Below are 26,520 nucleotides of genomic sequence, written 5' to 3'. Positions count from 1 at the left end.
GGTGAGGACGGACCGATCGTCGGCGGGTCAGTCGTTCTTGCCGGACTCCAGGCCCGCCGCGATCGCGTCCATCACCGACGAGTCCGCGAGCGTGGTGACGTCTCCGACCGGGCGGTGCTCGGCGACGTCGCGCAGCAGGCGGCGCATGATCTTGCCGGAGCGGGTCTTGGGGACCTCGGACACCACCAGGATGGTGCGCGGCTTGGCGAGCGGCCCGATCTCCTTGGCCACCTGCTCGCGCAGCGCGACGGACACGTCGTGGCCGGAGGCGTCGGCGCCGGCGGCGTCCGACTTGACCACCACGAAGGCCACCACGGCCTGACCGGTGGTCTCATCGCTCGCGCCCACGACTGCAGCCTCCGCGACCCACGGGTGAGACACGAGAGCGTGCTCGAGTTCGGTCGTGGACAGCCGGTGGCCGGAGATGTTCATGACGTCGTCCACGCGCCCCATCAGCCAGATGTCGCCGTCGGCGTCGCGCTTGGCGCCGTCGCCCGCGAAGTACAGGTGGGGCCAGCGGCTCCAGTAGGTGCGCTCGTAGCGCGCTCGGTCTCCCCAGATGCCGCGCAGCATCGACGGCCACGGCTCTGTCAGGGCGAGGTAGCCGCCGCGACCGGGGCCCACCTCGTCCCCGTGGTCGTCGACGACGGCGGCCGCGACGCCGGGCAGCGCGACCTGCGCGGAGCCGGGCTTGGTGGCCGTGACGCCGGGCAGCGGCGAGATCATGATGGAGCCGGTCTCCGTCTGCCACCAGGTGTCGACCAGGGGGCAGCGGTCGCCGCCGATGACCCGGCGGTACCACATCCAGGCCTCGGGGTTGATGGGCTCACCCACCGAGCCGAGCAGGCGCAGCGAGCTGAGGTCGTACTGGGCCGGGATCGACTCTCCCCACTTCATGAAGGTGCGGATCGCGGTGGGCGCGGTGTAGAAGATCGACACCTTGTACTTCTCGATGAGCTCGAACCAGCGGCCCTGGTGAGGGGTGTTGGGGGTGCCCTCGTACAGCACCTGGGTGGCGCCGTTGATCATGGGCCCGTAGACGATGTAGGAGTGGCCGGTGATCCACCCCACGTCCGCCGAGCACCAGAACACGTCCGTCTCGGGCTTGAGGTCGAACACCACCCGGTGCGTGTAGGAGACGCCCGTGAGGTAGCCGCCCGTGGTGTGGAACAGCCCCTTGGGGGTGCCGGTGGTGCCCGAGGTGTAGAGGATGAACAGCGGGTGCTCGGCCTCGACCATCACGGGCACGTGGACCTCGGAGGCCGGTTCCACGACGTCGTGCCACCACACGTCGCGGCCCTCGACCCAGTGGGTCTCCTGGCCGGTGCGCTTGACCACGAGCACGTTCTCCACGGTCGCCGAGGGCTCGGGGTGGTGGTCGCCCGCCGCGATCGCGGTGTCCACGAGCGGCTTGAGGGCGAGGTGCGAGCCCCGGCGGTTGCCGCCGTCCGCGGTGATGACGAGCGTGGCCTCGGCATCGTCGATGCGCTGGCGCAGGGACTCCGCGCTGAAGCCGCCAAAGACCACGGAGTGGATGGCGCCGATGCGCGCGCAGGCCAGCATGGCCACGACGGCTTCGGGGATTTGGGGCAGGTAGATCGCGACCCGGTCGCCCTTGGATACGCCGAGGCTTTCCAGGCCGTTCGCGGCCTTGGAGACCTCGCGCTGCATGTCCGCATACGTCAGCGTGCGGGTGTCTCCGGGTTCGCCCTCGAAGTGGAAGGCCACGCGGTCGCCGCGTCCCTCGCGCACGTGGCGGTCCACGGCGTTGTCGCACGCGTTGAGCGTGCCGTCCGCGAACCAACGGGCCACGGGGGCGTCGGACCAGTCGAGCACCTCGGTGAACGGCTTGTCCCAGTGCAGGCCGCGCGCCTGTTCGGCCCAGAACTCCGGCCCGTCCGCCTCGGCCTGCTTGTAGAGGTCTGCGTTGGCATTCGCCTGAGCGACGAACTCGTCGCTGGGAGGGAAGGAGCGAGTCTCGCTGTGGAGGTTCTCGAGGGTGGGGGACTGAGGCGGGGCATCGTTGACCATGAGCGCCAGCCTATGAGGACTTTGGTCCCATGCCAACCGTCTTTGGACGTGCCTGGTAGATCGCTGGTGAGATGTTGCTAAATGGTTTCAACAATCCTCGTGCACGACCGAGGTGATCGCTGGATCTAGGTTCACCATCATGGCTGAGGCCGTGGGCTGCGTGTCGGCGGGGCGGGCGGCGCGGCTCGATCCCTTGTCACCTGCTCTGAGGCGCGATGTCAGTTATGATTTACTTTGCGTAAAGTTGACTGTGGTTGACATCGGTCGCCGATGTGTCAATCAAGATGGACATTGCGCAATGTCGACCTAGAATGACAATATGCACGGAATCACCACCTTGGCTTCTCTTGGTGCGGCACTTCGCGCCGAACGGGAACGCGCTGGCTTGACGCAGGGCCAACTGGCCACCAGGGCCGGAGTCAGCCGCGCCACCGTCATTGCGCTGGAGTCGGGGTCGCGGTTCGAAACCGTCACCCTCTTGGCCACCATGAAGGCGCTCGGCCTGGCGATACAACTCGTGCCGGTCGAAGGTCCGAGCCAGCGACTGGCGGACCTTTCGCAGACGTCACAGTACGACCCAGACGTGCTGGACGACACGGAGGAGTTGTAGCAGTGGCACAAGGCCTCCTCGTCGAGCTATACGGCGCGGTCATCGGTCGCGTGATGCAGGATGACTTTGGCCGCCGATCGTTCGAGTACGACCCTGGCTATGCGTCAGATGCAAGTCGGCCCCCGCTGTCGCTCTCGATGCCAGTCAGCGGGGTTCGGTATCGCGCCAAGACGGTCACCCCATTTCTGTGGGGGCTGCTCCCGGACAGTGAAGACGTCCGGGAACGTTGGGCCGAGGACTTCGGGGTCTCAGCGGAGAATCCCTTCGCCCTGCTCAGTCACATGGGAAGAGACTGCGCGGGAGGTGCGAAGTTCTTGCCCGAGGGTGGTCCTACACGTGAGTCCTCGACCGTTGAGCTCAGCGACTCGGACATCGGCGCGCGGCTCCGTGATCTGAGGTCCTCCGCGTCCGAGTGGGCGGTCGCCGGCGAACGGTGGTCGCTCGCGGGTGCGCAGAGCAAGTTCACCTTGTCACGCACGGTTGATGGCGCCTGGATGGACGTCGACGGAGACGAGCCGTCGACGCACATCTTCAAGCCCGGTGTTTCGGAGTACCGGCACCAGGCGTTGGTCGAGCATGTCTCGATGGCGACCGCACGGCAGTTGGGCTTGCGAGCTGCCAAGACTGAGTTCAGGGCATTCGGTGGCGAGTCTGCCCTCGTCGTGACGCGCTTCGATCGGCGACGGCGGCGCGATGGCACTCTCGTGCGCGTCCACCAGGAGGACATGTGCCAGGCGCTCGCCGTGTATCCGCGGAAGAAGTACGAAGCGAGCGGGGGACCGTCGGCCGCGGCCATCGCGCGTGTGCTGCGCGACAACGCGTCGGATCCTGAGCGTGACGTGTGGGAGTTCGCGCAGGCTCTCGTCTTCAACTACCTGATTGGCGCGCCCGACGCGCATGCCAAGAACTACTCAGTCACTCTGGCTCCGGGTCGAGTCGGCCTCGCGCCGCTCTACGACGTCGCTTCTGCCCTTCCGTACGACGCGGTCGGTGACTCGGAGATCAACCAGGCAGCGATGTCCATTGGGGGGCGACGCGTGTTCGGCACAGTTCATGGCCGTCATTGGGATCGGCTTGCCACGGGCATAGGAGTGGACACGGGCCGGCTCCGCGACGAGATACATCGTCAGGCAGCACGAATCCCACTGGAGATCTTCCACGGGGTAGATCCGTTTGACGAGCCGGATCTGCGGGATCGCTGGACCGAGCGGATTCGCTTCTTGTGTGAAGCGACCGTGACGCAGTTGCGCGACTAGGACTGCGGACCATGCGTGGCTACAGCAGGCGCGGATGCCCCGCGTAATACGTGTCTTGCATGAGCCGCTTGTGCTGTTTGGAGAGCTCCGTGATCGCGTTCTCCAGCGCGAGCTCGACGTTCTTGTCGCCGCCGCCGGACTTCTTGACCTTCGTGAGGCCCTTCTTGGCGCGCGCAATGGTGTGCTCAAGGTTCAGCAGCACCGCAGAGACCTCGGCCATCGACTGCTCGCTGGGCGATGTCATGCCGGGCCTCCTTGCGGTCTGGTCCCCAGCGTAACGGCGCGTACCGACGCGCGACCGCGCGCCTGGCGAGCTGTGGAGAACCCGGCGATCGAGAGGGCCCCGGCACGCGCATCGGCCGCCTGCCGTGTCACGATATCCCCATGACTGAATCCCAGAACTTCACCTACACCACTCGGTCCAGCGGCGAGGTCGAGATCATGCGCGGCGGATCCGTCGCCGTGCTGCTGCGGGGAGACGACGCCGAGGATTTCCTCGCGCAGGTCAAGAAGGGCGACGCGGACCAGGTGATGGCAAGGTTCGTCGAGGGCCAGTCGGGCACCGCCCAGACCTCCGGGACCGACACGCACCCCGCGATGGAGAAGCCGCTCGACGGCCCCGTCCCTCACGGAGATGGCGAGCCACGCGAGGCCGACGGCGAAGAGCGCCCCTCCGAGTAGGCCCGTGCAGTTCTGCGCGGCCAGCCCCGTGTGGGCGAACGCCACGACCGCTCATCGCGCGCATCGGCGTGCTCTCGTGTCACCATGAGCAGATGACTGGAGCAGAAGGTTTCGACTACCGCACGCGCAGCAACGGCGAAGCGGTGATCTTTCACCACGGCAAGCTCGCGAAGATGATGCGGGACGAGGAAGCGAAGAAGTTCCTCGAGGACGTCAAGGCCGGGGACCCGCAAGAGGTGATGGGGAACTACGTCGGCAACGACGGTCAGGCGCCGAAGCCCGGCAGCGCCGGCAAGAGCGCCGGCCCCGACTCCCTGCACGGCAACGGTGAGGCTCACCCCAACAAGGACTTCCGCCGCAAGACCGGCTGAGCCGGCGACACTTCAACCGAGCCGGACTCACCCCACGGGGGCTCACTCCACGGTGAAGGTGGCGGGCTCCGAGATGGCGACGTCGGCGGGGGCGTCGACGATGTAGTGCGCAGGCACGTCGCGCGTCAGCACCTCGGTGAGCACGTCCTGAGGCACGTCGCACAGCAGCTCAGTCTGGCCGTCCGGGGTGGAGGCCTCCTCGCAGTGGTCTGCGATGCGAGGGTCGTCCTGGAGCACCGAGTAGCCGGCGGTGTACTGGAGGTACGCGAGCCCGCTCACGCCTTCCTCGGCCAAGGCTCGTGCCGCGGCCGCCGGCTCGCCGAGGATGACGGGGGTCCACGCGTACACCTCGTAGTCGCCGGGCGGAAGGTCCGAGTTCTCGGCCTCGAAGTCCTCCGCCTCCTGCTGGCGCTCGGCGATCTGCTCCTCGCTGGCACCCGACCACTCGAAGTCGTCCCAGATCGCGGACAGCTCCGCGGCGGTGTCGCACAGGGTGGCACCGGTGAACTCGATCGAGTCAGACGAGGGGGCGGTGGTGTCGGTCGCGGTCACGAACAGGTCGGGCACGAACTCGGTTCCCCAGTCCGGCGTGACCACCACTCCGTCGCGAGTGATGATGAGCTGGCCCTCCTGGGCGAGGAAGGCCGTCAACTCGTCGTCATCGCTGGTGAACGTCACCGTGGCCGATGCCCTCACCGAGCCCTGCGTGACCTCGACCTCGGGGATCACGCCATTGGCGGCGGTGGGTTCCGCGGACCATTCCGCGCCGCACTCCGGGGGCGTGAACAACCCGCTGGCCTGGGCCTCGACGTCGTCGAGGTTGAAGGTCACGGGCACGGTTTCGACGTCGGAGGCGGGCGGGACCGACGGACCTGCGGCCGGCGTCTCGGAGTTCGAGGTCAGGAACTGGACGCCGTACCAGCCGACGGCTGCTGACAGCCCGGCGATGGCTACCGCGCTCACGGCCATGAGCCCCTTGTTCATCGGCTGGTCGTGCCCCCCTGGGCGCCTGTTGCCACCCTGCTGAAAACGTGTGTCGAGGCTCAATGGTACGTCCCCCCAAAGGCCCAGAACGTAGGTCGCACGGACGATTCTGCGCCATCCCTGGTCAGGGACATGCCCGGTTCGAAATCTCCGTGAAGAGGTCGCGCGCCGACCCTCATGCGGTGGCCTCGACGGCGGCCACGGCCACCCCGCTCGAGGGCTGCCACTGCTGCCAGGTCCACCCGGCGGCCACTCCCATCAGGAGCGCGAGCGTCGCCGCGGCGGCATAGGCGATCCGGACCATGATTTCCCCTCCGACACGTCGAGCCACCGTCCTGTCACAGTGTCAACGTGCGGGGGGTGGTCAAAGGTTGGGGTCGACTTTGAGGAGTGTGGGCCTCAGGGGGTGAAGAGCAGGGCGTCGAGCTCTTCGCGGGTGCCGTCGTCGAGGGTCACCGTGGTCGGCGAGGCGACCATGGCGACGTGAGTGTCGCCGCCAGCGCCGGCATCGTCGAGCCCTTCGCACCATTGCACGTCCACGATGGTGAGGGGCCACGGCTCGGGGCCGTCGTAGCGGACGATCTCGAGCGTGGTGGTTGTGGAGACGGAGATGGCATCCAGCCAGCCCACCACCTCGTATCCGGTGTACCAGGTCTCCGTGTTGGGGTCGCCGTCGTCGTGAGCGACGTTGCGCTGGCGCAGGATCCACATCCGGGGCTCCGTCGGTAGCGTCAGTTGGGCCGAGAGCCAGCCCGGCCCAGCCTCCACAACTCCGGCTCGACCATGTCGCCGGGGCTCACGTCGGCGAGGCTGTGCGTAGACGCCTCCAAGGGACCGCGTATCGAACCGGAGTCGATCCCGTCGTACGTCTCGCCACACACGGGCACTGCGCCGCGCTCGTAGGCGGGGATGTCGGGCGGGGGTGGGGCGCCGTCGTCGATGTCGCGCATGATCCGCGCATTGATCGGCGATGAGACGTAGGTGAGATCGACGTCCTCGGTGAAGTACGACGCGTCGTAGGGAACGGTGATCGCACTGTCATCCTCGTGGATCTCGACGCCGGGCAGGGCATTCGGCTCGCACGTCAGAGGCGTGAGGTTGTTCCAGACATACATGCCGTCGCATTCGTAGCCGCCTTCCCGGAACGCGGGAAGTTCACTGGCCATGGGCAGGGTGAAGCCGTCTATGCGCAGGCTCTGCATCACCGCCGACTCCACGTCGTTGTGGACCCGCGTGACGAGCACCATCTGGTAGTCCCCGGGGGCGAGGACGTCATTCCCGGTCTCGTCGTCGCATGCCACCGAGCCGCCCATCGGGTCCCAGCGGTACGTGGCCGAGCGTCCTCGCTCGAATGTGGTGACGACGGGCGTCTGGTAGGTCGGCGCCAGCCCCACGACGATGCCGTCGCTCACGTACAACGCGAAAGGGCCGTCGACGAACACCGGCAGCGATGGGCCCTCCGCATACGTGACGTCTGCCGATGCTGGGGCGGCGCCGGGAGGCACGCCTCTCACCTGGTAGGCCTCCACGCGCGCCGGCGCCTCATACGTCACGTCGAAACGCGGGTCCGGGGCTTCGGTCGTCGGTACGGGGGCACCGCAGAGTCCCGTGATGTGCTCCCACTGGGACTCCGCCACATGCATGTCAGGAAGTGGCACGGTGGCGTAGGCGACAGCGCCATCGTCGATCGAGAGGTCGACGGACACCTCAGAACTCGCTTCCGGCGTCGCGCCCATCCCTGAGAGCCCCACTCCGGTCGCGCCAATCCCGGCGATCATCACCGCCGCGACTGCCGCAGAGCTGCCGATGCGCAGCATTCGCGCCCTCGCGACCGATGCGCGCAGGCCCCGCGGCGCCCGTGCCCCCGCCGATCGCGTCGCGTGAGCGGCCGTCGCAGCCCGCAGCCTCTCGCTGAACTCGTCCACGTGGTGACTGCCTGGTGCGCGGTGCGACGAGTTCCTCACGGTCCGAAGACCAGCGCGTCGGCGTCGATGCGGCGGTCCTCGGGATACTGGGTGAGGGCCGCGGGCTCGCCCACGAAGACCGCGTCGAACGGGCCGGGGTCGCCCATCCCGTCGCACCAGCCGGTCTCCGTCACCGTGAGCGGCCACTCGGCGGGCCCGTCGTAGCGATCGATGGTGACGACCGGGCCGTCGACCGGGGTGGCATCGATCCAACCCACGAGCCGCTGACCCTGATAGACGGAGCTTCCGCCGCCGTCCTCCTCGATCTCGACGTCCTCCCAGCGCGTGAGCCACAGGCGTGGCTCCGGCGCCAGCTCCGCCTCGGCTGTCGTCCACCCGGTTGCGCGCTGCCACAGGGACGGGGTCAGGGTGTCACCCTCCTCGATGTGCCGCATGTCCTTCTGCGAGGGGTCCCAGGTGCCTTGCAGCGCGCGGGTCCACCCGTTGGTATAGAGGTCCCCACACGCGGGCACGGTGCCAGGCTCGTATGTCGGAACGTCGTCCTCGCCGGGCCCCGTGGGGTAGTCCGGCCCCTCGAGCAGTGTGACGTCGACCGGTTCGGAGACGTAGGTCAGGTCCACGTCGCGGTCGTAGAACGAGCTGTCGTAGGGCACGGTCGCCGTGCCCGCCACGTAGTCGATCTCGACGCCGGGCAGTGCATGGGGTGTGCAGGTGATGGGGGGCTGGCCGAAGTACATTCCGGCATCGGCGCACTCGTACCCTCCCTCGCGAAACGCGGGGGCGTCGGCAGCGGGCGGCAGGGTGTAGCCCTCGATTCCCAGGCTGTGCAGGGTCGCGGACTGCTCGTCCATCGTGACGTCCGTGACGAGCACCATCTCGTAGTCGCCGGGCTCGAGAGCGACGAACTGTTCGTCCGTTCTGCAGCCGATGATGAAGCCGGTCCACTCCCAGGGGTAGGAGACGGTGCGTGACGTGCTCATCGCCGTGAGCGGGGCCTCCCGCATCTGCGGCTCCCAGCCCACCACCATGCCGTCGCGCAGGTAGAGCGCGCGGGGCCGCTCGATGAACACGTGCAGCTCGTCCGCGCCCGAATAGGACACCGTCACCGTCGCGTCGCCATCGCCATCTCCGGGACCGCCGGCGACGCCCGCGGTCGCCGGGTCCAACTCGAGTTCAGTGGGCGTCTCGAAGGTCGACGAGAACTCCGAGTCCTCCGCGTGGGTGTCGGGAGCCGGCTCTCCGCACCGCTGCGGTTCGCCTACCGCTCCGAGGCGCACGTCCGTCTCCGGGAACGGCACCGTGGCGTACTCGACGGTGCTGTCGATCGACAGGTCGACGGAGGCGCTGGGGCTCGGTTCGGGAGCCGCGCCGATGCCCGTGAACCCCACTCCGGCAGCACCGACACCGGCCAGCGCGACGAGGGCGCTCGCGGCCGATCCTCCGACCCGCAGCGCCCGCGCGCGCCCGATCCTGCGGCGCAGTCCGCGCGGCGCGCGAGCATCCGAGGAACGCTGCGATTGCTCCGCGGCAGCCGTCCGGATCCGATCGCCGAACTCGTTCACCTCAGGCCCTCCCGGCGTGGTCGGCGACGGTGACCTCGGACCCTGCGAGCCCCTCTTCTGCGTGAGGCTCGACCTCGAGCTCGATGCCGAGCCGCGTGCGCGCGACGCGCCGCACGTCCTGCAGCGCGGACCGCACGCCGTCGAGCGACAGCCCCAGCCGTTCGCAGATCTGGCCGGGAGTCAGCCCGTCGTGGTGGCGCAGCAGCGCGACGGCCCGTGCCTGCGGCGGCAGGGCGAGGAGCGCCTCTCGGAGGACGGCCTCCTCGTCGCGGGGCTCTGGGGCGGCGTCGGCGGGATCAGCCACGCCGGCCGATGCGCGGGCCGAGGAGTCTGCGCCGTCGCCCTCCGCGGGGGTCAGGGGCGCCGCGGGTGGAGTCACGGGTTCCTGTCCCGGGGCCGGGGGTGCGTATGGGTTGGCGGGCTCGTGTTCGGAGGGCTGGGGGGTGGGGCTGGTCTCCGCCGCCGAGGCCACGTCGCGGTCGGTTTCGACCGGGGCAGGGGGCGGCTCGAACTCTCCCGCGCGTGCCAGAAACCGCGTCACGATCTCCCGCCGGACCTGCAACTCCACCGGGCCCACGCCGTCGAACCGCCGAGGCCGCGCGAAGGTGCGCTTCAGCGCGGAGGCGACGAGCGCATCGGCCGCCTCGCGATCACCGGTGAGCAGCTGCGCGTAGGCGAGCAGGAAGGGGTAGCGCGGGCCGGCAAGCTCGTCGTAGAGCCGAGTCCACCGCGCCATGTCTGATGCGGCGCGCCGCTAGTTCCTATCCGAGCGCAGCGCCCGCACCAGCAGCACGACACCCGTCGCGACGGCCGCCGTGGCGAGCAGCGTCAGTGCCGTTGAGCGGGCCGACGGTCCCGTCCGCAGGCCCACGGGCTTCTTGAACGTCAGCGTGCCCCAGCCGTGATGGGCGGCCGCACGGCGCAGTGCCCGGTCGGGGTTGATGACGAACCCGTAGCCGACGGCGTTGAGCATCGGTTCGTCCGTGATGGAGTCGGAGTACGCGTACGAGCGTTCGAGGTCGTAGCCCTTCTCCTCCGCGAGCTGGCACATCGCCTCGGCCTTGGAGGCTCCGTACGCGTAAAAGGTGATGTCGCCGGTGTAGAAGCCCTTCTTGACGCCCAGCTGGGAGGCGACCACGGCATCGGCCCCGAGCAGTTCCGCGATGGGCTCGACGATGTCGGAGGCGGAGGCGCTGACGACCACCACGTCGCGGCCGTTCATCTGGTGGCGGCGGATCAGTTGCAGCGCCTCTTCGTAGACCACGGGGTCGATGTAGTCGTGGATGGTCTCGGCGACGATGCGCTTGACCTTCTCCACCTCCCAGCCCTTGATGAGGTCGCTCAGGGAGTCGCGCAGCCGGTTGGTCTGGCGCTCGTCGGCGCCGCCCACGAGAAAGAGGAACTGCGCGTAGGCGGTGCGCAGCGCGTGCGCGCGCGTGACGAGGCCACCGTCGTAGAACGGCCTCGAGAACGCCAGCGACGAACTGGTCGCGATGATGGTCTTGTCGAGGTCGAAGAACGCCGCGGTGGGCTTCGAAGCCTTCCTGATTGCCATGACGCCACCCTAACCAACGCGGCCGACATCCGACAGGTGTCGGCCGTCCCCAGGCGGCTCGGGTGCGGGCACTGTGCACACCTTGGCAAGGCGGCCGATGCGCGGGCTGGGTCGCGCGGCCACGCTGGCGTGGTGGCTGGTGCGCTGGAGGTCCCTGAGGACGGAGGTGTCGGGGGTGCTGATGTCGCGGGCCGGGCCGAGGCGGCGGCGTGGGCAGGGCCGCTCGCCATGCTGCTGCGCACCCCTGGCGTCACCGACGTGCTCGTGCACCGTCCGGGAGAGGCGTGGGTGGATCGCGGGATGGGTCTCGAGCGCGTCGCGGTGGCGCTGCCCGATGCCGATGCGGTGCGGGCGCTCGCGGTCAGGCTCGCCGCGGCCGGGGGTCAGCGGCTCGACGACGCCAGCCCGGTCGCGGACGCGCGCCTGCCGGACGGCAACCGCCTGCACGCGGTGCTGCCGCCCGTCTCGCCCGGGTGCGCGGCGATCTCGCTGCGGGTGGTGCGTGCGCAGGCGCTCACGCTCGCGGACCTCGCGGCTTCGGGGGCGATCGATGCGCGCACGGCGGCGCTGCTTGCGCGGATCGTGCGGGCGCGGCTGTCGGTGCTGGTGTGCGGGGCGACCGGCAGCGGCAAGACCACGCTGATGGCGTCCCTGCTGTCCCTCGCGGCGCCGCACGAGCGGATCGTGGTCATCGAGGAGGCCGGAGAGATCGCCCCCGCCCACCCGCACGTGGTGCGCCTGGTCGAGCGGCGCGCGAACGTGGAGGGTGCGGGGGCCGTGGGGCTGGCGCGGCTGGTGCGTGAGGCGCTGCGGATGCGGCCCGACCGGGTGGTGCTGGGGGAGTGCCGGGGGGCCGAGCTGAGGGAGGTGCTGTCCGCATTCAATACCGGCCACCGCGGCGGCATGACCACCATCCACGCGAACTCTCCGCAGGATGTGCCGGTGCGGCTGACGACCCTGGGCGCCCTCGCGGGGATGCCGAGCGCGGCGGTCGAGGCGCAGGCCGCGGCCGGGTTGGATGTGGTGCTGCACGTGTCGCGGTCCGGGGGAGTGCGCAGGCTCACTGAGGTGTGCGTGCTGCGCGCGCGCTCGCCCGGTCTCGAGGTCGCGGTGGCGTGGTCGCTCGGGCCGCGCGGGCGGTGGGTCGCGGGGCCCGCGTGGGACGAGCTGCGCGCGGCGCTCGGGGAGGCGGACGATGCCGTGGCTTAGGGGACGGGGGCATGACGGGCGCGGTCGCAGTGGCGGATGGCGCGGCGGACGGTCGCGTCGCGGGTGGTGGCGTGGCGATGGGTGGCGTCCGGGTGCGCGCGGCGGTGCGGGCGGTGCGGGCGCTGCCAGCGGTGCCGGGGACATGCCGGAGGCCGATGTCGCGCTGCTGCTCGCGGACGCGGTCGCGCTGCTGGAGTCCGGACTGCCGCCGGCGCGCGCGTGGGGGCTCGCGGGCGTGCCGGTCGACGAGCGGGGCATCCCGCTGCCTGGCGCCAAAGTGTGGCGCGGGGAGCGCACGGCTGCGCTGTCGGTGGTGGCGGCGTGTGCACTGGCGCGCGACACCGGCATGCCGCTGGCCCGGGTGCTCACCAGGGTCGACGACGCGGTGGCACGCGACCGCGATGCTCGTGATGCGGCCGAGGCCCAGCTCGCGGGACCGCGCATGAGCGCGCGGATTCTGCGCTGGCTCCCGCTGGTCGGGGTGGCGCTGGCGGCCGCCGTCGATCCCGGGGCACTGGGGCTGCTGGTGACCGCGCCGCTCGGATGGGGGATGCTCGGGGGCGCGGCGCTGCTGACGTGGCTGGGGTCGTGGTGGATGGCCCGGCTCGTCGGTGCGGCGGCCGCGTCCGATGACGCCGGACTGCCCGTTCCCGTGGTGCTGGCGCTCGTGGACGCGGCGCTCGCGGCGGGACTCGACGTGTCGAGCGNGCGCCGCTCGGATGGGGGATGCTCGGGGGCGCGGCGCTGCTGACGTGGCTGGGGTCGTGGTGGATGGCCCGGCTCGTCGGTGCGGCGGCCGCGTCCGATGACGCCGGACTGCCCGTTCCCGTGGTGCTGGCGCTCGTGGACGCGGCGCTCGCGGCGGGACTCGACGTGTCGAGCGCGCTGGCCCGCACGGCCGATGCCGCCGACGCCCGCAGCGCCGGGCCCCTGCGCGCCCTCGCAGCGGCGCACGCGTACGGCGGCACCGCGGCCGAGCTGGACGGCCCGCTGGTGCGTGCGCTCGCCCGGCCCCTCGCGCTCGCTCAGGCCGCAGGCGCCCCGGCCGGCCACGGTCTCCGCGCAGCCATGGTGAGGCTGGACCGGGAGTCTCGGCGCGAGGCGGCTCGATCGGCGGGAGAGCTGGGTGTGCGGCTGGCGCTTCCGCTCGCGCTGTGCCTGCTGCCGGCCTTCGCGCTCGCGGGAGTGCTGCCGCTGATCGTGGCGGTGGTCGCGGGAGCGGACCTCGGGTCGCTCGAGGTGCCGGAGCTCGGGGCGCCGTAGCCGACGGGAGCGCCCCCTCCCGTACCGACTCTTCGGGGGCGAGGGCGCGCGCAGTGCAATGGCGCGATGGCCGCGCTGTGTGTCTGTGTCCATGTCTATGTCTGGGCGGTGACGGTGCGTCGCCGGCCGACGTCTCCCTCTGCGGGCGGGTTGTCCCCAGGGGCGCAGGCGAGGCCCCGCTCCACCGTTGGCACCTGCCGCCCGTGCGACGGCCGCGTGGCGCGATCACGGTGGTCCCAGGGCGGCGAGGGTCGCCGCCCGGAAGGGACGGAGATGGACAAGTGGATCGATGAACGCACCGGGCGGGGCTTCGACCCATCGGCCGACGACGGCATGGCCACCACCGAGTACGCGCTCGTGACGGTTGCGGCGGCCGCGTTCGCGGGTGTGCTGATCGCGCTGGTGCGCTCGGACGAGGTGCGGGAGCTGCTGGCGGGCATCCTGCGCTCGGCCTTTGGGTGAGCGATGTTGGGGCATTCGGCGTCGCGGTGAGCGCGAGCCGGCGCCGTCGCGACCCGTGGCTTCGGACTCGGGACGCCGGGTCCGTCTCCGTCGAGCTCGCGGCGGCGCTGCCGGCGGTCGTGATCGTGCTGGGGCTCGTGCTCGCCGCGGTCGCCTGGGCGCGCATGGGGGTCGAAGCGACGGAGGCAGCCGCGGTGGGGGCTCGGCTCGCGGCCATCGAGGGCGCGGAGGCGGCGCGTGCCGAGATCGCCCGCGCGGTGCCGGGCGCGACGGTCGCAGTCGACGTGGGCGGTGAACGCGTCGAGGTCTCCGTGCGCATCGACGGCCCGGGCTGGCTGCCGGCCGCGACGGCCACGTCGGTGGCACGCGTGGCGCCGTGACTGACCGACGGCGCCGCGCGCGCTCACTCGAGCAGGGAAGCGGGAGCGTGCTGACTCTCGCGATCGTGATGGTGGTGCTCGTGGTGGGGGCCGGCGTGGTGGCGAGTGCGGCGGCGTCCGCGACTCGGGTGGCGGCTCAGCACGCCGCCGACGAGGCCGCGCTCGCGGGTGCGCACGCGGCCCGGGGAGAGGTCGCGCTCGGCCACGACCCGGAGTCGCGTGCGTGCTCGGTCGCCGCGGCCGCCGCCGGTGACAACGGCGCCCGCACGACCCGCTGCGCTGTCGCGGGCGCGGTGGTCACCGTGGAGGTCTCGCTGCGGCGAGGTCGTATCGACGCCGCGGCCACGTCCGTGGCTGGTCCCGCCCATGCGGCACCAGCATGGCTGGTGCCGCATGAGCAGATTCGGCTATGACTCCGAGACCGTGATGGTGCCCAGCGAGGTCCAGGCCTGCAGATCGATCCAGTCGATCTGCCCGCCTCCCCAGGTGGCCATGGGGTCGGGCTCCGCGATGGCGGGCTCGTCGCCGCCGAGCTCGGAGTCATACGTGACCGCATCGCCGCCATCGGGGTTCCACGGGGTGGGGGCCGGCAACGGCACTGCGCTCGGTTCGATCCGCGGCGCCACTCCGGCGCCACCGAAGGCCGTGTGCACGTCGGAGACGCTGAGGGACTGCATGGACAGCACGGTGTAGGTTCCGGCGGCCACGTCCGTGGGTCCCGACTCGGTGTAGCAGCCCGTGACGTCACGCCACAGGTACTCCCCGCTCATCGACTGACCCGGCGCCAAGACGCCGCCGTCGGGGGCGATGGTCATCTCGGCCATCCCTGACATGCCGCCCTCCTCGGCGGCGATCCCCATGCGTCCGTCCTGGTTGACGCTCATGGGATGGCCCTCTGCCACCACCCGACCGTCTCGCACGAGGAACAGCTGTGGCTGTGCGCCCCACAAGCCCGGGATCGTGTACTCCGACGTGTTGGTCACCGACGCGGTCACGAGCGGGTTGCCGTCCACCACGAACCCGTAGCTCACGTCGATGCTCGACGGCACGTCGATGTCCACGTCGAGCAGCGACATCTCGGCGGAGGTCGCGGGGAAGGTCGCGCCCTCGCCGTCCCACGAGCACCCGAAGAAGTTGCGAGACCACTGGTCGTCACCCAGCGCGGAGTCGGCCATTTTGACCCATCGCTGCGAGCCCGGCGCCATGTCCCACTCGCCCGCGTTGACGACGCCGGACTCGAACATCTGGCGCGCGATGTCGGGCGTGAGCGAGCCTTCCGGAAGGGGCGGGGGTCCGCCGCTGGGCGCTGGTGACGGCTGCGGATCGACCGGCACGTCGCCGTTCAAGTACTCCCCGAAGGGGTCGTCGACACGGTCGCCATCGATGGTCAGGTCCAGCGGCTCCGCGGCGACGCGGAACAGCTCCGGCGTCGGGGGTGCGGGCAGAGTGTCTGCCTCGCCGGAACCTTCGCCGTCCGAGCCTTCGGCCGTGCCGGGGAGCGCCGACGGGGTGGGCTCGACTGCGGGAGCTGACGAATCCGAGGGCTCGTCAGGTTCTGGGGACGGAGTCCACGGAACCACCGCATCGTCCCAATACGCGAGCGTCCACGCCTGGTGCACCTCGTAGTCGGCGGCGGGCAGCGGTGCTCCGTCCCAGCAGTTGGCGGGCTCCAGGACGGTGGACTGCTCGAGAGTGGCGAAGTCCGTGGCCGGGTCGAGCCGCTCGAAGCCACCGCTCTCGGGCAGCGTCGGTTCGTCCGCGGGCCCGTACTCGATGGGCGGGGGCTGCACCATGCGGCCCACCACGATGCCATCCCACGTCACCACGTAGTCCGGGCTCGAGATCAGTTCGACGGCCCGGTGCGCCTCGAGTGTGTGGGGCAGCAGGATCTGCTCTCCATCCCGCTCCGGCTCGCCGACGGTGAACGTCACGCCCGAATCGTCTCCCCACGACCACGAGCCGTCGGCTGGGTCGAAGTCGGTGCCGCACATCCACTGCTCGGCGGGCCTGGTGCCCTCCGCCGCCATGCCGCCTGAGGCTTCCGAGTCCGCACCGTCGGAGTACATCTCGGCACCGGAGTCCTCCATCGCGGGCGCGGCGAGCCCCGCAGTGTCCTGACTGCTCGTGCTGATCGGGCCGATCGCCCCCACCGCGACCACGGCCGCCGCCCCCGCACCCACGAGACCGTTGGCCCCCATGCGAAGCGCGCGCTCGCGCTTGACGCGGCCCGCGGCACCGGCCGTGGAGACGTGCATCTGCTCCACGGGCGCGCGATCCGCGGCGCCCCTCAGTGCGTCGGAGAGCTTCATGACCCGTTCCTTCCATGCGTGCGGTGCGAGTCCACGGTGGTCTCGCCCGCCTCCGCCTCATTCGCGTCCTCCAGCGGGCCGAGCGCCAGCTGCATCTGCGTCATCCCATCGCTGAGGTACCTCTTGACGGTGCCCTCGGCGATGCCGAGCGCCCGCGCGATCTGCGGAACCGTGAGGTCGTCGAAGAATCTGAGCACCACGCACGCCCTCACGCGAGGCGGAAGGGTGGCAAGCGCATCGGCTACCTCCGATCCCGCCTCCACCTGCCCGAATGCGTCCGGCGCGATCCGCTCCGGACGGAACAGGTGCTGCACCCGCTGCCAGCGCTGCTGGCGGCGGTATCCGTCCACGTAGATGGTGGTGATGGCGCGGCGCACGTAGCCCTCCGCCTTGACCGCGGTGAGGCCCTTGCGCTCCTTGGAGAAGGTCCGCACGAGCGCGTCCTGCACCAGGTCCTGAGCCTGCACGGGGTTGCCGCACACGAGGTACGCATAGGACAGCAGCGCGCGCTCGCGATTGCGCACCAGCTGTTCCATGGTGTCCTGCCATTGAGACATGGCCCCTCCGGTCCTGAAATCTCGGTTCCGTCGCAGTATCGACGCGCAGCCAGGGCAGATCGTTGGGTCACACCGTGCCCCGCGCACCATCGTCCCCTAGACTCCCCGAATACCTTCCGGTCGCGCGACAACGTCGTCGCCGCGGCAGCAGTTCGGATAACGCAGTGCTCTCGTCAAGGAGGACGAATGCATCACGTGGTCAGCCCCGCCGTCGAGGTCGGAAGTTCGAGCCTCACCATCGTCGCCGTCATCGGCCTGATCGGGGCCGCCGCGCTGGTGTTCTCGTACGTCCTGCGCCAACAGGTGCTGAAATCCGCGGACGGCTCCGAGAAGATGCGCGACATCGCGGGCGCGATCCAAGAGGGGGCGTCGGCGTACCTGAGCCGGCAGTTCCGGACCCTGCTGCTGTTCGCGGTGGTGGTCTTCGCGCTGCTGTTCCTGCTTCCGGGCGACGCCGGCGTGCGCATCGGGCGCTCGGTCTTCTTCCTGCTGGGCGCGGGCTTCTCGGCGACCATCGGCTACATGGGCATGTGGCTCGCGGTGCGGGCCAACGTCCGGGTCGCGCACGCGGCCACCCAGCCCGGCGGCCGGATCGCGGGAGCCCGTATCGCGTTCCGCACCGGCGGCGCGGTGGGCATGTCCGTCGTGGGGCTCGGGCTGCTCGGCGCCGCGGCGGTGGTGTTCCTCTACCGCGGCGACGCGGCAGCGGTGCTCGAGGGATTCGGCTTCGGCGCGGCGCTGCTCGCGATGTTCATGCGCGTGGGCGGCGGCATCTTCACCAAGGCGGCCGATGTGGGGGCCGACCTGGTGGGCAAGGTCGAGCAGCACATCCCTGAGGACGATCCGCGCAACGCCGCGACCATCGCGGACAACGTGGGCGACAACGTGGGTGACTGCGCCGGCATGGCCGCGGACCTGTTCGAGTCCTACGCCGTGATGCTGGTGGCCGCGCTGATCCTGGGCAAGGCCGCAATGGGGGAGCAGGGGCTGGTGTTCCCCCTCATCGTCACCGCGATCGGCGCCTTCGTGGCCGCCATCGGGGTGTTCATCACCAAGATCCGCAAGGGCGAGGCGGGCCTTGCGGCCATCAACCGCGGCTTCTACACCTCCGCCGCCATCGGCGCCGTGCTCGCCGCGATCGCGGCCTTCGCCTACCTGCCCGACTCGTTCGACGAGATCGGCACGGCCGCGCTCGAGGGCACCGCCGGCGATCCGCGGATCATGGCCACGGTCGCCGTGTTCGTCGGCATCGGGCTCGCGGGGCTGATCCTGTGGCTCACCGGATACTTCACCGACACGGCGTCCAAGCCCACCATGCGCGTGGCCGAGACTTCCCGCACGGGCGCGGCGACCGTGGTGCTGTCCGGCATCGGCCTGGGGCTCGAATCCGCCGTCTACACCGCGACCGTCATCGCGGGCGCGGTGGTGATCCTGTACTTCGTCGCGGGTGGTGTGATCACCCTCGCCCTGTTCCTGGTGGCGCTCGCGGGCTGCGGGCTGCTGACCACGGTGGGCGTGATCGTGGCCATGGACACGTTCGGTCCGGTGTCCGACAATGCGCAGGGCATCGCGGAGATGTCGGGCGAGGTCGACGCTGAGGCGGCGCAGATCCTCACCGACCTCGACGCGGTGGGCAACACCACCAAGGCCGTGACCAAGGGCATCGCGATCGCGACGGCCGTGCTCGCCGCGACCGCGCTGTTCGGCTCGTACTCCGATGCGGTGAGCCAGGCGATGGCACAGGCCGCGGCATCCGCGGGCGACTTCTCCTACGAGGTCATTAACCCGCTCACCCTGGTGGGCGTGATCATCGGCGGCGCGACCGTGTTCCTGTTCTCGGGGCTGGCCATCGATGCCGTCACGAGGGCCGCCGGGGCGATCGTGTACGAGGTGCGCCGCCAGTTCCGCGAGTACCCCGGCATCATGACCGGCGAGGTCCGTCCCCAGTACGGCCGCGTGGTGGACATCTGCACCCGCGACAGCCTGCGGGAGCTCGCCACCCCCGGTCTGCTGGCCGCGATGGCGCCGGTGTTCGTGGGCTTCGGGCTCGGAGTGGGAGCCCTCGCCGGCTTCCTCGCGGGAGCGATCGGCACCGGCGTGCTGATGGCGGTGTTCCTCGCCAACTCCGGGGGTTCCTGGGACAACGCGAAGAAGATCGTCGAGGATGGCCACCACGGCGGCAAGAACTCGCCCGCTCACGAGGCCACGGTGATCGGCGACACCATCGGCGACCCGTTCAAGGACACCGCCGGCCCCGCGATCAACCCGCTCATCAAGGTGATGAACCTGGTGGCGCTGCTGATCGCCCCGGCCGTGGTCATGCTCAGCTACGGCGACGAGGCCAACCCGTGGCTGCGGTGGGGCATCGCGGGTCTGGCCGCGGCGATTGCGATCGTGGCGGTGGCCGGCGCGTCCCGCCGGTCGCACGCCTCGGACCTCGAGGGCGTCGCGGACCGCGCGGTCGCCTCCGAGGGCCACCACGAGCCCTCCCCAGGCGATTCGGCGCAGGCCGCCATGGACGATCCCCTCTCAAAGTAGGCACGTGACGATCACGAATCCCGCCCCAAGCGTCGCTGGAGGCACGTCAGGACCATTGGTCCTGATTCCCGCCCCGCGCGACATGGTCGCGACACATGCGCGTGGCACCATGCCCTCATGACGAGATCCCGCACCGCGCTGGCCGGAGGGGTGGTCGGCGCTCTCGTGGTGGTCGAGGGCGTCTCCGGCGTGCTCCAGGGCTACTACACGCCGCTGTTCACCGACATCGCCCGCCACCTCGACATCAACGACGCGGACATCAACTGGTTCGAGGCCGCACAGCTGCTGCTCAGCTCGATCGCGGTGCCGGTGCTCGCGCGGCTCGGAGACATGGTGGGCCACCGCAAGGTGCTCATCGCGTCCCTGGTGCTCACCATGATCGCGAGCTTCGCCATCGCCTTCGCGCCCACCTTCCCGCTGTTCGTCGTCGCCTGGGCGCTGCAGGGCTTCTACGTGGTGTGGCTGCCGCTGAACGTGGCGATCATCTTCTCCCGGGCGCGCGACCGGCCCGACGGCGCGGCGCTCACGCGCAAGGGCGCCGGCATCATCGTCGTGGCGCTGCAGGCGGGCGCCATCTTCGGAGCGCTGGCCGGAGGGCAGATGGGCGAGCTCCTGCCGCTGTGGGCGGCGCTGTGCGTGCCCGCGGTGCTGGTCTCGGTCGCCCTCATCGTGGTGATCGTCAAGGTTCCGGACACCGGTGAGCGCGGCGGCGGCACCATCGACACCCGCGGCACGTCGGTGCTGACCATCGCGTTGCTCGCGATCATGGGCGGGCTGTCGCTGGTGCGCGTGGACGGCATCACCGTGTGGGTGGTGGCCATGGTGCTCATCGGCCTCGCGCTGCTGTGGGTCTTCGTCAGGGTCGAGCAGCGCACCGAGCACCCGCTGGTCGACATCACCATGCTCAAGAGCCCCACGCTGTGGCCCGTGGTCGTGACCGCGGGACTGTTCGGAGTGAGCGTGCTGGGCGCTCAGGGGCCGCTGTCCACCTTTGCCCGCACCGACCCGGACGAGGTGGGCTACGGTCTCGGCCTTGGATCGGCCACCGCGTCGTACCTCATCGGCGCGTACGTGTTCTCGCTGCTCATCGGCGCCGGAGTGTTCGCCAAGATCTCCACCCTGACCTCGCCGCGCCTGGTGCTCATCGGTGCGTCCGGCCTGGTGGGAGCCGGATACCTGGCGCTCATCCCGTTCCATGACACGTTCGTGATGGTGCTCGGCTGCATGGTCGTCGCCGGAGTGGGCTCCGGGGCGCTCGTCGCCGCGCTGCCCGCCGCCGCCGCATCGGCCGCGCCCCCGCAGCACACCGGCGTGGCCGCGGGACTGACGAACACCACCAAGACCATCGGCGGCGCGTTCGCCTCGGCGGCGTTCGCGATCGCGCTGTCCACCGGGGTCGCGGTCACCGCCACGGGCGCCGCCTCCACGGCGGGGTCGATGGCCGGCTACATCACCGTGTGGGCCATCTGCGGTGGCACCGCGCTGGTCGCGATGGCATTCCTGTTCGCCATGCCCAAGGTCGCCTTCGCCTCCAGCGCCGATGCGCTCGTCGCCGAGGCGGGCGTGCCCGCCGGGGGCGTCCCCATACCTGGGCCTACCAGCGAAGGTGCGGCGGATGCGCACCCGGCCACGGAGGAGGAGAAGCAATGAGATTAGGCAAGCGCGCATCGGCCGCACCGCCGCTTGAGCCCTCGCCGCAGGCGCTGGCCGCCGCCGAGCACCTCGCGCATCTGGTGCGCATCCCCACGGTGACGCCACCGCCGGGCCCGCTGTCGGAGGCCGATCAGGCACTGTTCACGGTCTACCGCGAGGAGCTGGAACGGCTCTACCCGCGCGTGTTCGCCGCGGCCGAGGTCGAGACCCCGGGCCGCGCGGGGCTGCTGCTGCGCGTGCCGGGGCAGTTCGCCGAGCGGCCCGTGCTGCTCATGGCGCACCAGGATGTGGTGCCGGTGCCCGCCGACTGGGCCGCGGAGGGCTGGGAGCACCCGCCCTTCGACGGCGTCATCTCGGGCGGGCGCGTGCATGGGCGCGGGACCCTCGACGACAAGGGCGCGATGGTGGTGGCGCTCGAGGCGCTCGAGTCGCTGCTGACCGACGGCTGGTCGCCGCTGCGGGACCTGTATCTGTTCTTCGGCGGCGATGAGGAGTCGCACGGCGCGGCCGCGGTCGAGGCCGTGAGTCTGCTCGAGGAGCGCGGCGTCGAGCCGTGGATGGTGCTCGACGAGGGCGGCGCGGTCGCGACCGAGGCCTTCCCCACGCTGCGCCGGCCCATGGCCGTGATCGGCGCGTCCGAGAAGGGCCTCATGACGCTGCGGCTCACGGTCGAGAGCCTCGGTGGCCACGCCTCGACCCCGCCGCGCGAGTCCGCTCCGGGGATTCTGGCGCGCGCCCTCGTCGCGATCGAGGACCACCCGTTCCCGGCGGCGGTGCACGACGTGAGCATCGAGATGCTCGAGGGCGTCGCTCCTCACGTCGCCCGGCCGATGCGGGGGCTGCTGAAGCGCGCAGGTCGCCGGCGCGCGGTGCTGGCTCGGATCATGCCGCGGCTGGGTCCCGAGCTTGCCGCGATGGTGCGCACCACGGCGGCGATCACGCAGCTCGAGGGCAGCCCCGCTCAGAACGTGCTGGCGACCCGGGCCACGGCCGTGATCAACGTGCGCGTGGCGGTGGGGTCGAGCTGCGACGAGGCAGTCGAGCACCTGCGCGGCGCGATCGACGACCCTCGTGTCGCGATCGACGTCGTCGAGGCGAGCGAGCCCTCGCCCGTGTCACCTACCGGGGACGATGCCCGATGGCGCGCTCTCGGGGCGGCGATTGGTGAGTCGTATCCCGACGCCGTGACGGTGCCGTACATCATGCTCGCGGCCTCGGATGCGCGGCACGTGGCCCGCATCTCGCCGGCCGTGTATCGGTTCTCTCCGCTGGCGATGGACAAGGCGCAGCGAGAGGCGATCCACGGGCCCAACGAGAACGTCGAGATCTCCGCGCTCGGAGCCGGGGTGACGTTCTACCGCGCGCTGCTGACCGGCGATGCGCTGGGCCCGTCGGATCCGGCGCGCTCTCGCGACTGACTGAACTAGCCTCGTCCCGTGACCACCCGACCCCCCGCGGCCGATGCCCCCGCCGCCGCCGCGCTGCACGCCGACCTCGACGGGTGGACGGTCGATGGCGTGAGCGAGCTCGTGGGCGACCGCGCCTTCCGGGCGCTCGGCCGCGAGCAGGTGACTCCCGCGCTGGTGGCGGCGCGCGCGGCCGGTCCCGAGGCCGCGGCGGTGCTGACCCGGCTGTTCATGCTCGGCGACGACGTGACCCGTGCCCAGGCCGACGCCGCACTGAGCCGACTGGGTACGCAGGGTGCCGAGCGCATCGGCCTCGTGGAGGCGGCTGGCGCGGAACCCGGGGACGCCGTGCGGGCGCTGGTGGATGTGCGGCCGTACTCGGCGACCACCGAGGACGGTCAGGTGGACTGGTGGATCGCCTCGGACCAGGGCGAATCCGTGACGGCGCGGGCGGTGGGGCGCGACCACGTGCTGGGGGTCGGCGGGGCGTCGACCACCTTGGCGTCGGTGACCATGCGCGCGCCGCGTCGCCGCGTGCTCGACCTCGGCACCGGCTGCGGGATCCAGGCGATGCACGCCTCGCTGCACGCCGACTCCGTGGTCGCGACTGACCTTTCTGTGCGTGCCCTGGCGTATGCGCGATTCAACGAGAGCGTCAACGCGCCGGCGCTTGGGGCCGGCGCGGCCGCGCACCGTGCCTCCTCCCACCGTGCATGGGACCTGCGCGAGGGGTCGATGCTGGAGCCGGTCGCGGGGGAGACGTTCGACCTGGTGGTGTCGAATCCGCCGTTCGTGATCACGCCTCCGGGTGCGCCGACCTATGAGTACCGCGACGGCGGGGCCGTGGGCGATGGCGTCACGGCCGCGCTGATCACCGACGTCGGCACGGTGCTGGAGCCCGGGGGCGTGGCGCAGCTGCTGGGGAACTGGGAGATTCGCGCTGGCGCGTCAGGCGAGGGTGAGGCGGGCGCGGACTGGCGGATTCGCATCGGCCGCTGGCTGGATGCCGCGCCGGTGCCGTTGGACGCGTGGATCATCCAGCGGGATGCCCTCGACGCCGCCGAGTATGCCGAGACGTGGCTGCGCGACGCCGGTGTGACCGCCGATCGCGACCCCGCGCTGTGGTCGAGCGCCTACGAGGCGTACCTGCGAGCCTTCGACGAGGGCGGCGTGGAGGCGATCGGGTTCGGGCTCGTGGTGCTGCGGCGGCCGCTGACTGGCGCGCCGACGATTCGGCGCTTCGAGGAGCACGAGGGCGCCGTGGCGATGCCGCTGGGGCCGACCCTCGCGGCCGGGCTGGAGGCGCACGACTGGCTCGCGTCCGTATCCGATGCCGAGGTCCTGGACGCGGCGCTGACGGTCGCGCCCGACGTCACCAAGGAGACTCACGGGCGGCCACTCGAGGCGCATCCGGAGCACATCCTGCTGCGCCAGGGGGGCGGGTTCGGGCGCGTGATCAAGGCGGACACGGCCCTCGCGGGCCTGGTGGGGGCGTGCGACGGCGAGCTGACCGTGGGGCAGATCGCGCATGCGCTGGCGGCGCTGCTGGACGTGCCGGCCGGCGAGATGATCGGCGGGCTGGTGCCGGCGGTGCGCGACCTGGTGCGCGACGGCCTCCTGCTCCGCTGACCCCTCCCTCCCCTCCCCGTTCCTCCTCTACTCGCCTTAGCGCGGTAGTGGGCGCTCAGTGTCGGTTCTGACGGGTTCGCGAATCCTGGCGGACTCTCAGTGTCGGTCCAGCACGCGAAGGCCCTGGAAAGGTCCGCGAATATTTTTCCCGATGAATCCGTGGCAAATCGGTCCCGCTAGGTCCATGGTCCCGTAGAAGTGGGTCGTGGAGCCATCAGTCTTGGGTCACACGCAGTACCAACCCCGGATGGGAAAGGACCCACATCATGACCGCTCGACTCAAGCTCCTCGGCATCATCTTGGCCATCATTGGTATCGGTTTCATCGGCATCGGCGCGTTCGCCGCGCTGCAGGTCAAGGCGGGCAACGACTCGCTGCAGGCGTTCTCCGAAGCGCAGAACGTCACCCTCACCTACAACGAGGACGGCCAGCTGGTCGACCGCGGCGAGGTCGAGGGCGCACAGGCCATCATCGATCTCGTTGAGAACGACTGGAACTACTCGCTGAAGAGCTGGGAGATGGACGCCAACGACCCGCTGGTCAACACCGGCTCCGAGTACATGTACCAGATGGGCCTGGTCGCCTACCACACCCTGTACGGCACCAACGAGGTGACCCTGACCGAGCCCGTCGAGTACAACGGTGAGACCTTCGAGGCCGGCACCTACGAGGTCGCGACGGATGGCCGCTACTGGGCAGACTTCGACCGCATGCACCCCCTCGAGGGGCAGGCACGTGAGGCAGCCTGGACCCCCACCGCGCACGCACTGATCGGGGAGCTGGGCGTCGGCTCGGTCACCGCCAACGTGCTGGTGCTGGGACTCGGCACCGCGGCCATTGCGGCCGGACTGGGACTGACCCTGATCCTCGCCGGACTCGGCATGGTGTGGGTGAGCCGCGCTGACAAGCCGGCCCTCAAGGAGGCCCCGGCGATCGAGAAGATCGACGAGCCCGCCACCGTCTAGTCATCACGCGAAGGGGCCCTCTCCGGAGGGCCCCTTTTCGCGCGCCCGGCGCCGCCTGGACCTCATCCTGTCCGGCGCTCACGGACAGCGGGTGCCGGACAGGAGGACGATGCGCGCTACGGGGGGTCAATGAGTGCCGGACAGGGAGTCGGCGACACTCACGGTCCGCCAGGGTCCACGGGGCGCCCGAATCCGACACTCACCGACCACTACCGCGCTAAGGCGGGGTGGGATGGGGTGGGTGGGGGCGGGCTAGAGAGTGGCGCGGGCTCGGATGGCGTCCGCCAGCGCCTCCCACTCGGACTCCCGGGCCACCAGGAACGGCCGCCCGGGCGCACCGGGACGGTACTCGGCGCCGTCGAGGTGCCGCACCGCATATCCCGCGGCCCGGCAGATGGCCGCGCCCGGAGCGTGGTCCCACGGCATGGCGCGGAAGTACAGCAGGAAGTCCAGCTCGCCGTCGATGACGTCCCAGTAGTCCCACCCGGCGCACATGCGCGGCGGCGTCACCTCGGCCACGTCCTCGGCCAGCCCCACCAGACCGGCGGCCGCGGACTCCGGGGCGAACCGCAGGACCGCCATGCCGCGCAGCTCGGACAGCGGCCGCGCCGCATGGCCAGCAACGGAGTCGATGTGCCGCACCAGGCCGTCGTCGCCGGTCACGGTCACGGAGTCGTCCACGCCGCCGTGGAACAGGTACCCGGTCTCGGGCTGCAGGATCCAGCCGGAGTGCGCGTCGCCGTCGACCACGTGCCCCACCATCACGGCGTAGTCGATCGAGCCGTGCGCGAAGTTCCACGTGCCGTCGACGGGGTCGACGGTCCAGGCGGCGGGCTCGGTGGCGAGCAGGTCCGGCAGCGACGAGTCGGCCGCGGTGGCCTCCTCCCCCACGACGGGCTGCTTCTCGATGGCGGCCAGCAGGGGGGTCAGCGCCTGCTCGGCCTCGACGTCCGCGACGGTCACCAGATCTTCGGGCCCCGACTTGGTGTCGATCTCGCCGTCCACGAGGGTGCGGAATCGGGGTCGGATGAGGTCGTCCGCGACGTCTCGCATCGCCTGTCCCACTGCGTCACTGTTCACACCTCCATGGTGACAGAGTGCGGTGACTTCCGCGTGAACGAACGGATCACGCAGCGGGGCCTCCGTTCGACACTCCTCAGTCCGTATGTATCCT

At 70.7% G+C, this 26,520-nt stretch carries 26 protein-coding genes; 14 read left to right on the top strand and 12 right to left on the bottom strand.

Going from position 1 to position 26,520, the window contains the following annotated elements; all coding sequences use genetic code 11:
• Positions 1-27: 27 nt before the first annotated feature.
• Positions 28-2,031 (bottom strand): acetate--CoA ligase, encoded by a 2,004-nt coding sequence (gene acs / locus ACNI14_RS02705; RefSeq protein WP_420518400.1) that lies wholly within the window; start codon positions 2,029-2,031, stop codon positions 28-30.
• Between the two features lie 319 nt (positions 2,032-2,350).
• Between acs and relB the strand changes: the two genes are divergently transcribed.
• Positions 2,351-2,641: a type II toxin-antitoxin system RelB family anti-toxin gene (relB, locus tag ACNI14_RS02700; protein ID WP_420518398.1), complete on the top strand. Its 291-nt coding sequence runs from the start codon at positions 2,351-2,353 to the stop codon at positions 2,639-2,641.
• A gap of 2 nt (positions 2,642-2,643) precedes the next feature.
• Complete coding sequence (locus tag ACNI14_RS02695; RefSeq protein ID WP_420518397.1) at positions 2,644-3,897, top strand: type II toxin-antitoxin system HipA family toxin; 1,254 nt, start codon at positions 2,644-2,646, stop codon at positions 3,895-3,897.
• 19 nt (positions 3,898-3,916) lie between these two features.
• Here the strand turns inward: ACNI14_RS02695 and ACNI14_RS02690 are convergent, their stop codons facing one another.
• A complete protein-coding gene (locus ACNI14_RS02690; RefSeq protein WP_420518395.1) occupies positions 3,917-4,141 on the bottom strand; it encodes a hypothetical protein in 225 nt (74 codons plus the stop codon).
• 140 nt (positions 4,142-4,281) lie between these two features.
• Between ACNI14_RS02690 and ACNI14_RS02685 the strand changes: the two genes are divergently transcribed.
• Together ACNI14_RS02685 and ACNI14_RS02680 are read left to right on the top strand one after the other, a co-directional pair.
• Entirely contained in the window at positions 4,282-4,578 is a 297-nt protein-coding gene (locus tag ACNI14_RS02685) for a hypothetical protein (protein WP_420518393.1), read from the top strand.
• 92 nt (positions 4,579-4,670) lie between these two features.
• A complete protein-coding gene (locus ACNI14_RS02680) occupies positions 4,671-4,949 on the top strand; it encodes a hypothetical protein (RefSeq protein ID WP_420518392.1) in 279 nt (92 codons plus the stop codon).
• Between the two features lie 42 nt (positions 4,950-4,991).
• On the opposite strand, the gene ACNI14_RS02675 is transcribed toward ACNI14_RS02680, so the two are convergent.
• The 7 genes from ACNI14_RS02675 to ACNI14_RS02645 form a co-directional block, all read right to left on the bottom strand.
• On the bottom strand, positions 4,992-5,933 hold the full coding sequence (locus tag ACNI14_RS02675) for a hypothetical protein (RefSeq protein ID WP_420518391.1): 942 nt from the start codon (positions 5,931-5,933) through the stop codon (positions 4,992-4,994).
• A 175-nt stretch (positions 5,934-6,108) separates the two neighbouring features.
• On the bottom strand, positions 6,109-6,237 hold the full coding sequence (locus tag ACNI14_RS02670; protein ID WP_420518390.1) for a hypothetical protein: 129 nt from the start codon (positions 6,235-6,237) through the stop codon (positions 6,109-6,111).
• Positions 6,238-6,332: 95 nt separating this feature from the next.
• On the bottom strand, positions 6,333-6,644 hold the full coding sequence (locus ACNI14_RS02665; RefSeq protein WP_420518389.1) for a hypothetical protein: 312 nt from the start codon (positions 6,642-6,644) through the stop codon (positions 6,333-6,335).
• 20 nt (positions 6,645-6,664) lie between these two features.
• Positions 6,665-7,858: a hypothetical protein gene (locus tag ACNI14_RS02660; RefSeq protein ID WP_420518388.1), complete on the bottom strand. Its 1,194-nt coding sequence runs from the start codon at positions 7,856-7,858 to the stop codon at positions 6,665-6,667.
• Between the two features lie 35 nt (positions 7,859-7,893).
• Positions 7,894-9,420: a hypothetical protein gene (locus tag ACNI14_RS02655; protein ID WP_420518387.1), complete on the bottom strand. Its 1,527-nt coding sequence runs from the start codon at positions 9,418-9,420 to the stop codon at positions 7,894-7,896.
• Between the two features lies 1 nt (position 9,421).
• Positions 9,422-10,156 (bottom strand): RNA polymerase sigma factor, encoded by a 735-nt coding sequence (locus ACNI14_RS02650; RefSeq protein ID WP_420518386.1) that lies wholly within the window; start codon positions 10,154-10,156, stop codon positions 9,422-9,424.
• Between the two features lie 18 nt (positions 10,157-10,174).
• Positions 10,175-10,975: an HAD family hydrolase gene (locus ACNI14_RS02645; RefSeq protein WP_420518385.1), complete on the bottom strand. Its 801-nt coding sequence runs from the start codon at positions 10,973-10,975 to the stop codon at positions 10,175-10,177.
• Between the two features lie 132 nt (positions 10,976-11,107).
• Here ACNI14_RS02645 and ACNI14_RS02640 point away from each other — a divergent pair, with 132 nt between their 5' ends.
• The 5 genes from ACNI14_RS02640 (at position 11,108) to ACNI14_RS02620 (ending at position 14,702) form a co-directional block, all read left to right on the top strand.
• Complete coding sequence (locus ACNI14_RS02640) at positions 11,108-12,184, top strand: TadA family conjugal transfer-associated ATPase (protein ID WP_420518384.1); 1,077 nt, start codon at positions 11,108-11,110, stop codon at positions 12,182-12,184.
• Positions 12,185-12,910: 726 nt separating this feature from the next.
• A complete protein-coding gene (locus tag ACNI14_RS02635; RefSeq protein ID WP_420518383.1) occupies positions 12,911-13,447 on the top strand; it encodes a hypothetical protein in 537 nt (178 codons plus the stop codon).
• A 273-nt stretch (positions 13,448-13,720) separates the two neighbouring features.
• Positions 13,721-13,909, top strand: coding sequence for a DUF4244 domain-containing protein (locus ACNI14_RS02630; protein WP_420518382.1), 189 nt, complete (start codon positions 13,721-13,723; stop codon positions 13,907-13,909).
• A complete protein-coding gene (locus ACNI14_RS02625) occupies positions 13,906-14,289 on the top strand; it encodes a TadE family type IV pilus minor pilin (protein WP_420518381.1) in 384 nt (127 codons plus the stop codon). Before ACNI14_RS02630 ends, ACNI14_RS02625 begins: the two co-directional genes overlap by 4 nt.
• Positions 14,286-14,702 carry an Rv3654c family TadE-like protein gene (locus ACNI14_RS02620; RefSeq protein WP_420518380.1) on the top strand — a complete coding sequence of 139 codons (417 nt, stop codon included), beginning with the start codon at positions 14,286-14,288 and terminating at the stop codon, positions 14,700-14,702. Before ACNI14_RS02625 ends, ACNI14_RS02620 begins: the two co-directional genes overlap by 4 nt.
• Here the strand turns inward: ACNI14_RS02620 and ACNI14_RS02615 are convergent.
• Together ACNI14_RS02615 and ACNI14_RS02610 are read right to left on the bottom strand one after the other, a co-directional pair.
• A complete protein-coding gene (locus ACNI14_RS02615; RefSeq protein WP_420518379.1) occupies positions 14,697-16,598 on the bottom strand; it encodes a hypothetical protein in 1,902 nt (633 codons plus the stop codon). The two genes, ACNI14_RS02620 and ACNI14_RS02615, sit on opposite strands and share 6 nt — an antisense overlap.
• Entirely contained in the window at positions 16,595-17,155 is a 561-nt protein-coding gene (locus ACNI14_RS02610; RefSeq protein ID WP_420518378.1) for a sigma-70 family RNA polymerase sigma factor, read from the bottom strand. The genes ACNI14_RS02615 and ACNI14_RS02610 overlap by 4 nt, the downstream gene beginning before the upstream one ends.
• A gap of 186 nt (positions 17,156-17,341) precedes the next feature.
• Between ACNI14_RS02610 and ACNI14_RS02605 the strand changes: the two genes are divergently transcribed.
• The 5 genes from ACNI14_RS02605 (at position 17,342) to ACNI14_RS02585 (ending at position 25,346) form a co-directional block, all read left to right on the top strand.
• Entirely contained in the window at positions 17,342-19,693 is a 2,352-nt protein-coding gene (locus tag ACNI14_RS02605) for a sodium-translocating pyrophosphatase (RefSeq protein ID WP_420518377.1), read from the top strand.
• A 117-nt stretch (positions 19,694-19,810) separates the two neighbouring features.
• Positions 19,811-21,343: an MFS transporter gene (locus ACNI14_RS02600; protein WP_420518376.1), complete on the top strand. Its 1,533-nt coding sequence runs from the start codon at positions 19,811-19,813 to the stop codon at positions 21,341-21,343.
• Positions 21,340-22,764, top strand: coding sequence for a M20/M25/M40 family metallo-hydrolase (locus ACNI14_RS02595; protein WP_420518375.1), 1,425 nt, complete (start codon positions 21,340-21,342; stop codon positions 22,762-22,764). The genes ACNI14_RS02600 and ACNI14_RS02595 overlap by 4 nt, the downstream gene beginning before the upstream one ends.
• Before the next feature lie 18 nt (positions 22,765-22,782).
• Positions 22,783-24,381, top strand: coding sequence for a DUF7059 domain-containing protein (locus ACNI14_RS02590; RefSeq protein WP_420518374.1), 1,599 nt, complete (start codon positions 22,783-22,785; stop codon positions 24,379-24,381).
• 266 nt (positions 24,382-24,647) lie between these two features.
• Entirely contained in the window at positions 24,648-25,346 is a 699-nt protein-coding gene (locus ACNI14_RS02585) for a hypothetical protein (RefSeq protein WP_420518373.1), read from the top strand.
• Between the two features lie 252 nt (positions 25,347-25,598).
• Here the strand turns inward: ACNI14_RS02585 and ACNI14_RS02580 are convergent, their stop codons facing one another.
• A complete protein-coding gene (locus tag ACNI14_RS02580) occupies positions 25,599-26,426 on the bottom strand; it encodes an inositol monophosphatase family protein (RefSeq protein ID WP_420518372.1) in 828 nt (275 codons plus the stop codon).
• Between the last annotated feature and the right edge of the window lie 94 nt (positions 26,427-26,520).

The sequence above is a fragment of the Demequina pilifera genome, from assembly GCF_048814985.1.
Classification (GTDB): domain Bacteria; phylum Actinomycetota; class Actinomycetes; order Actinomycetales; family Demequinaceae; genus Demequina.
Note: the sequence above shows the minus strand (reverse complement) of the source record. Positions and strands in the feature narration are given on the sequence as shown.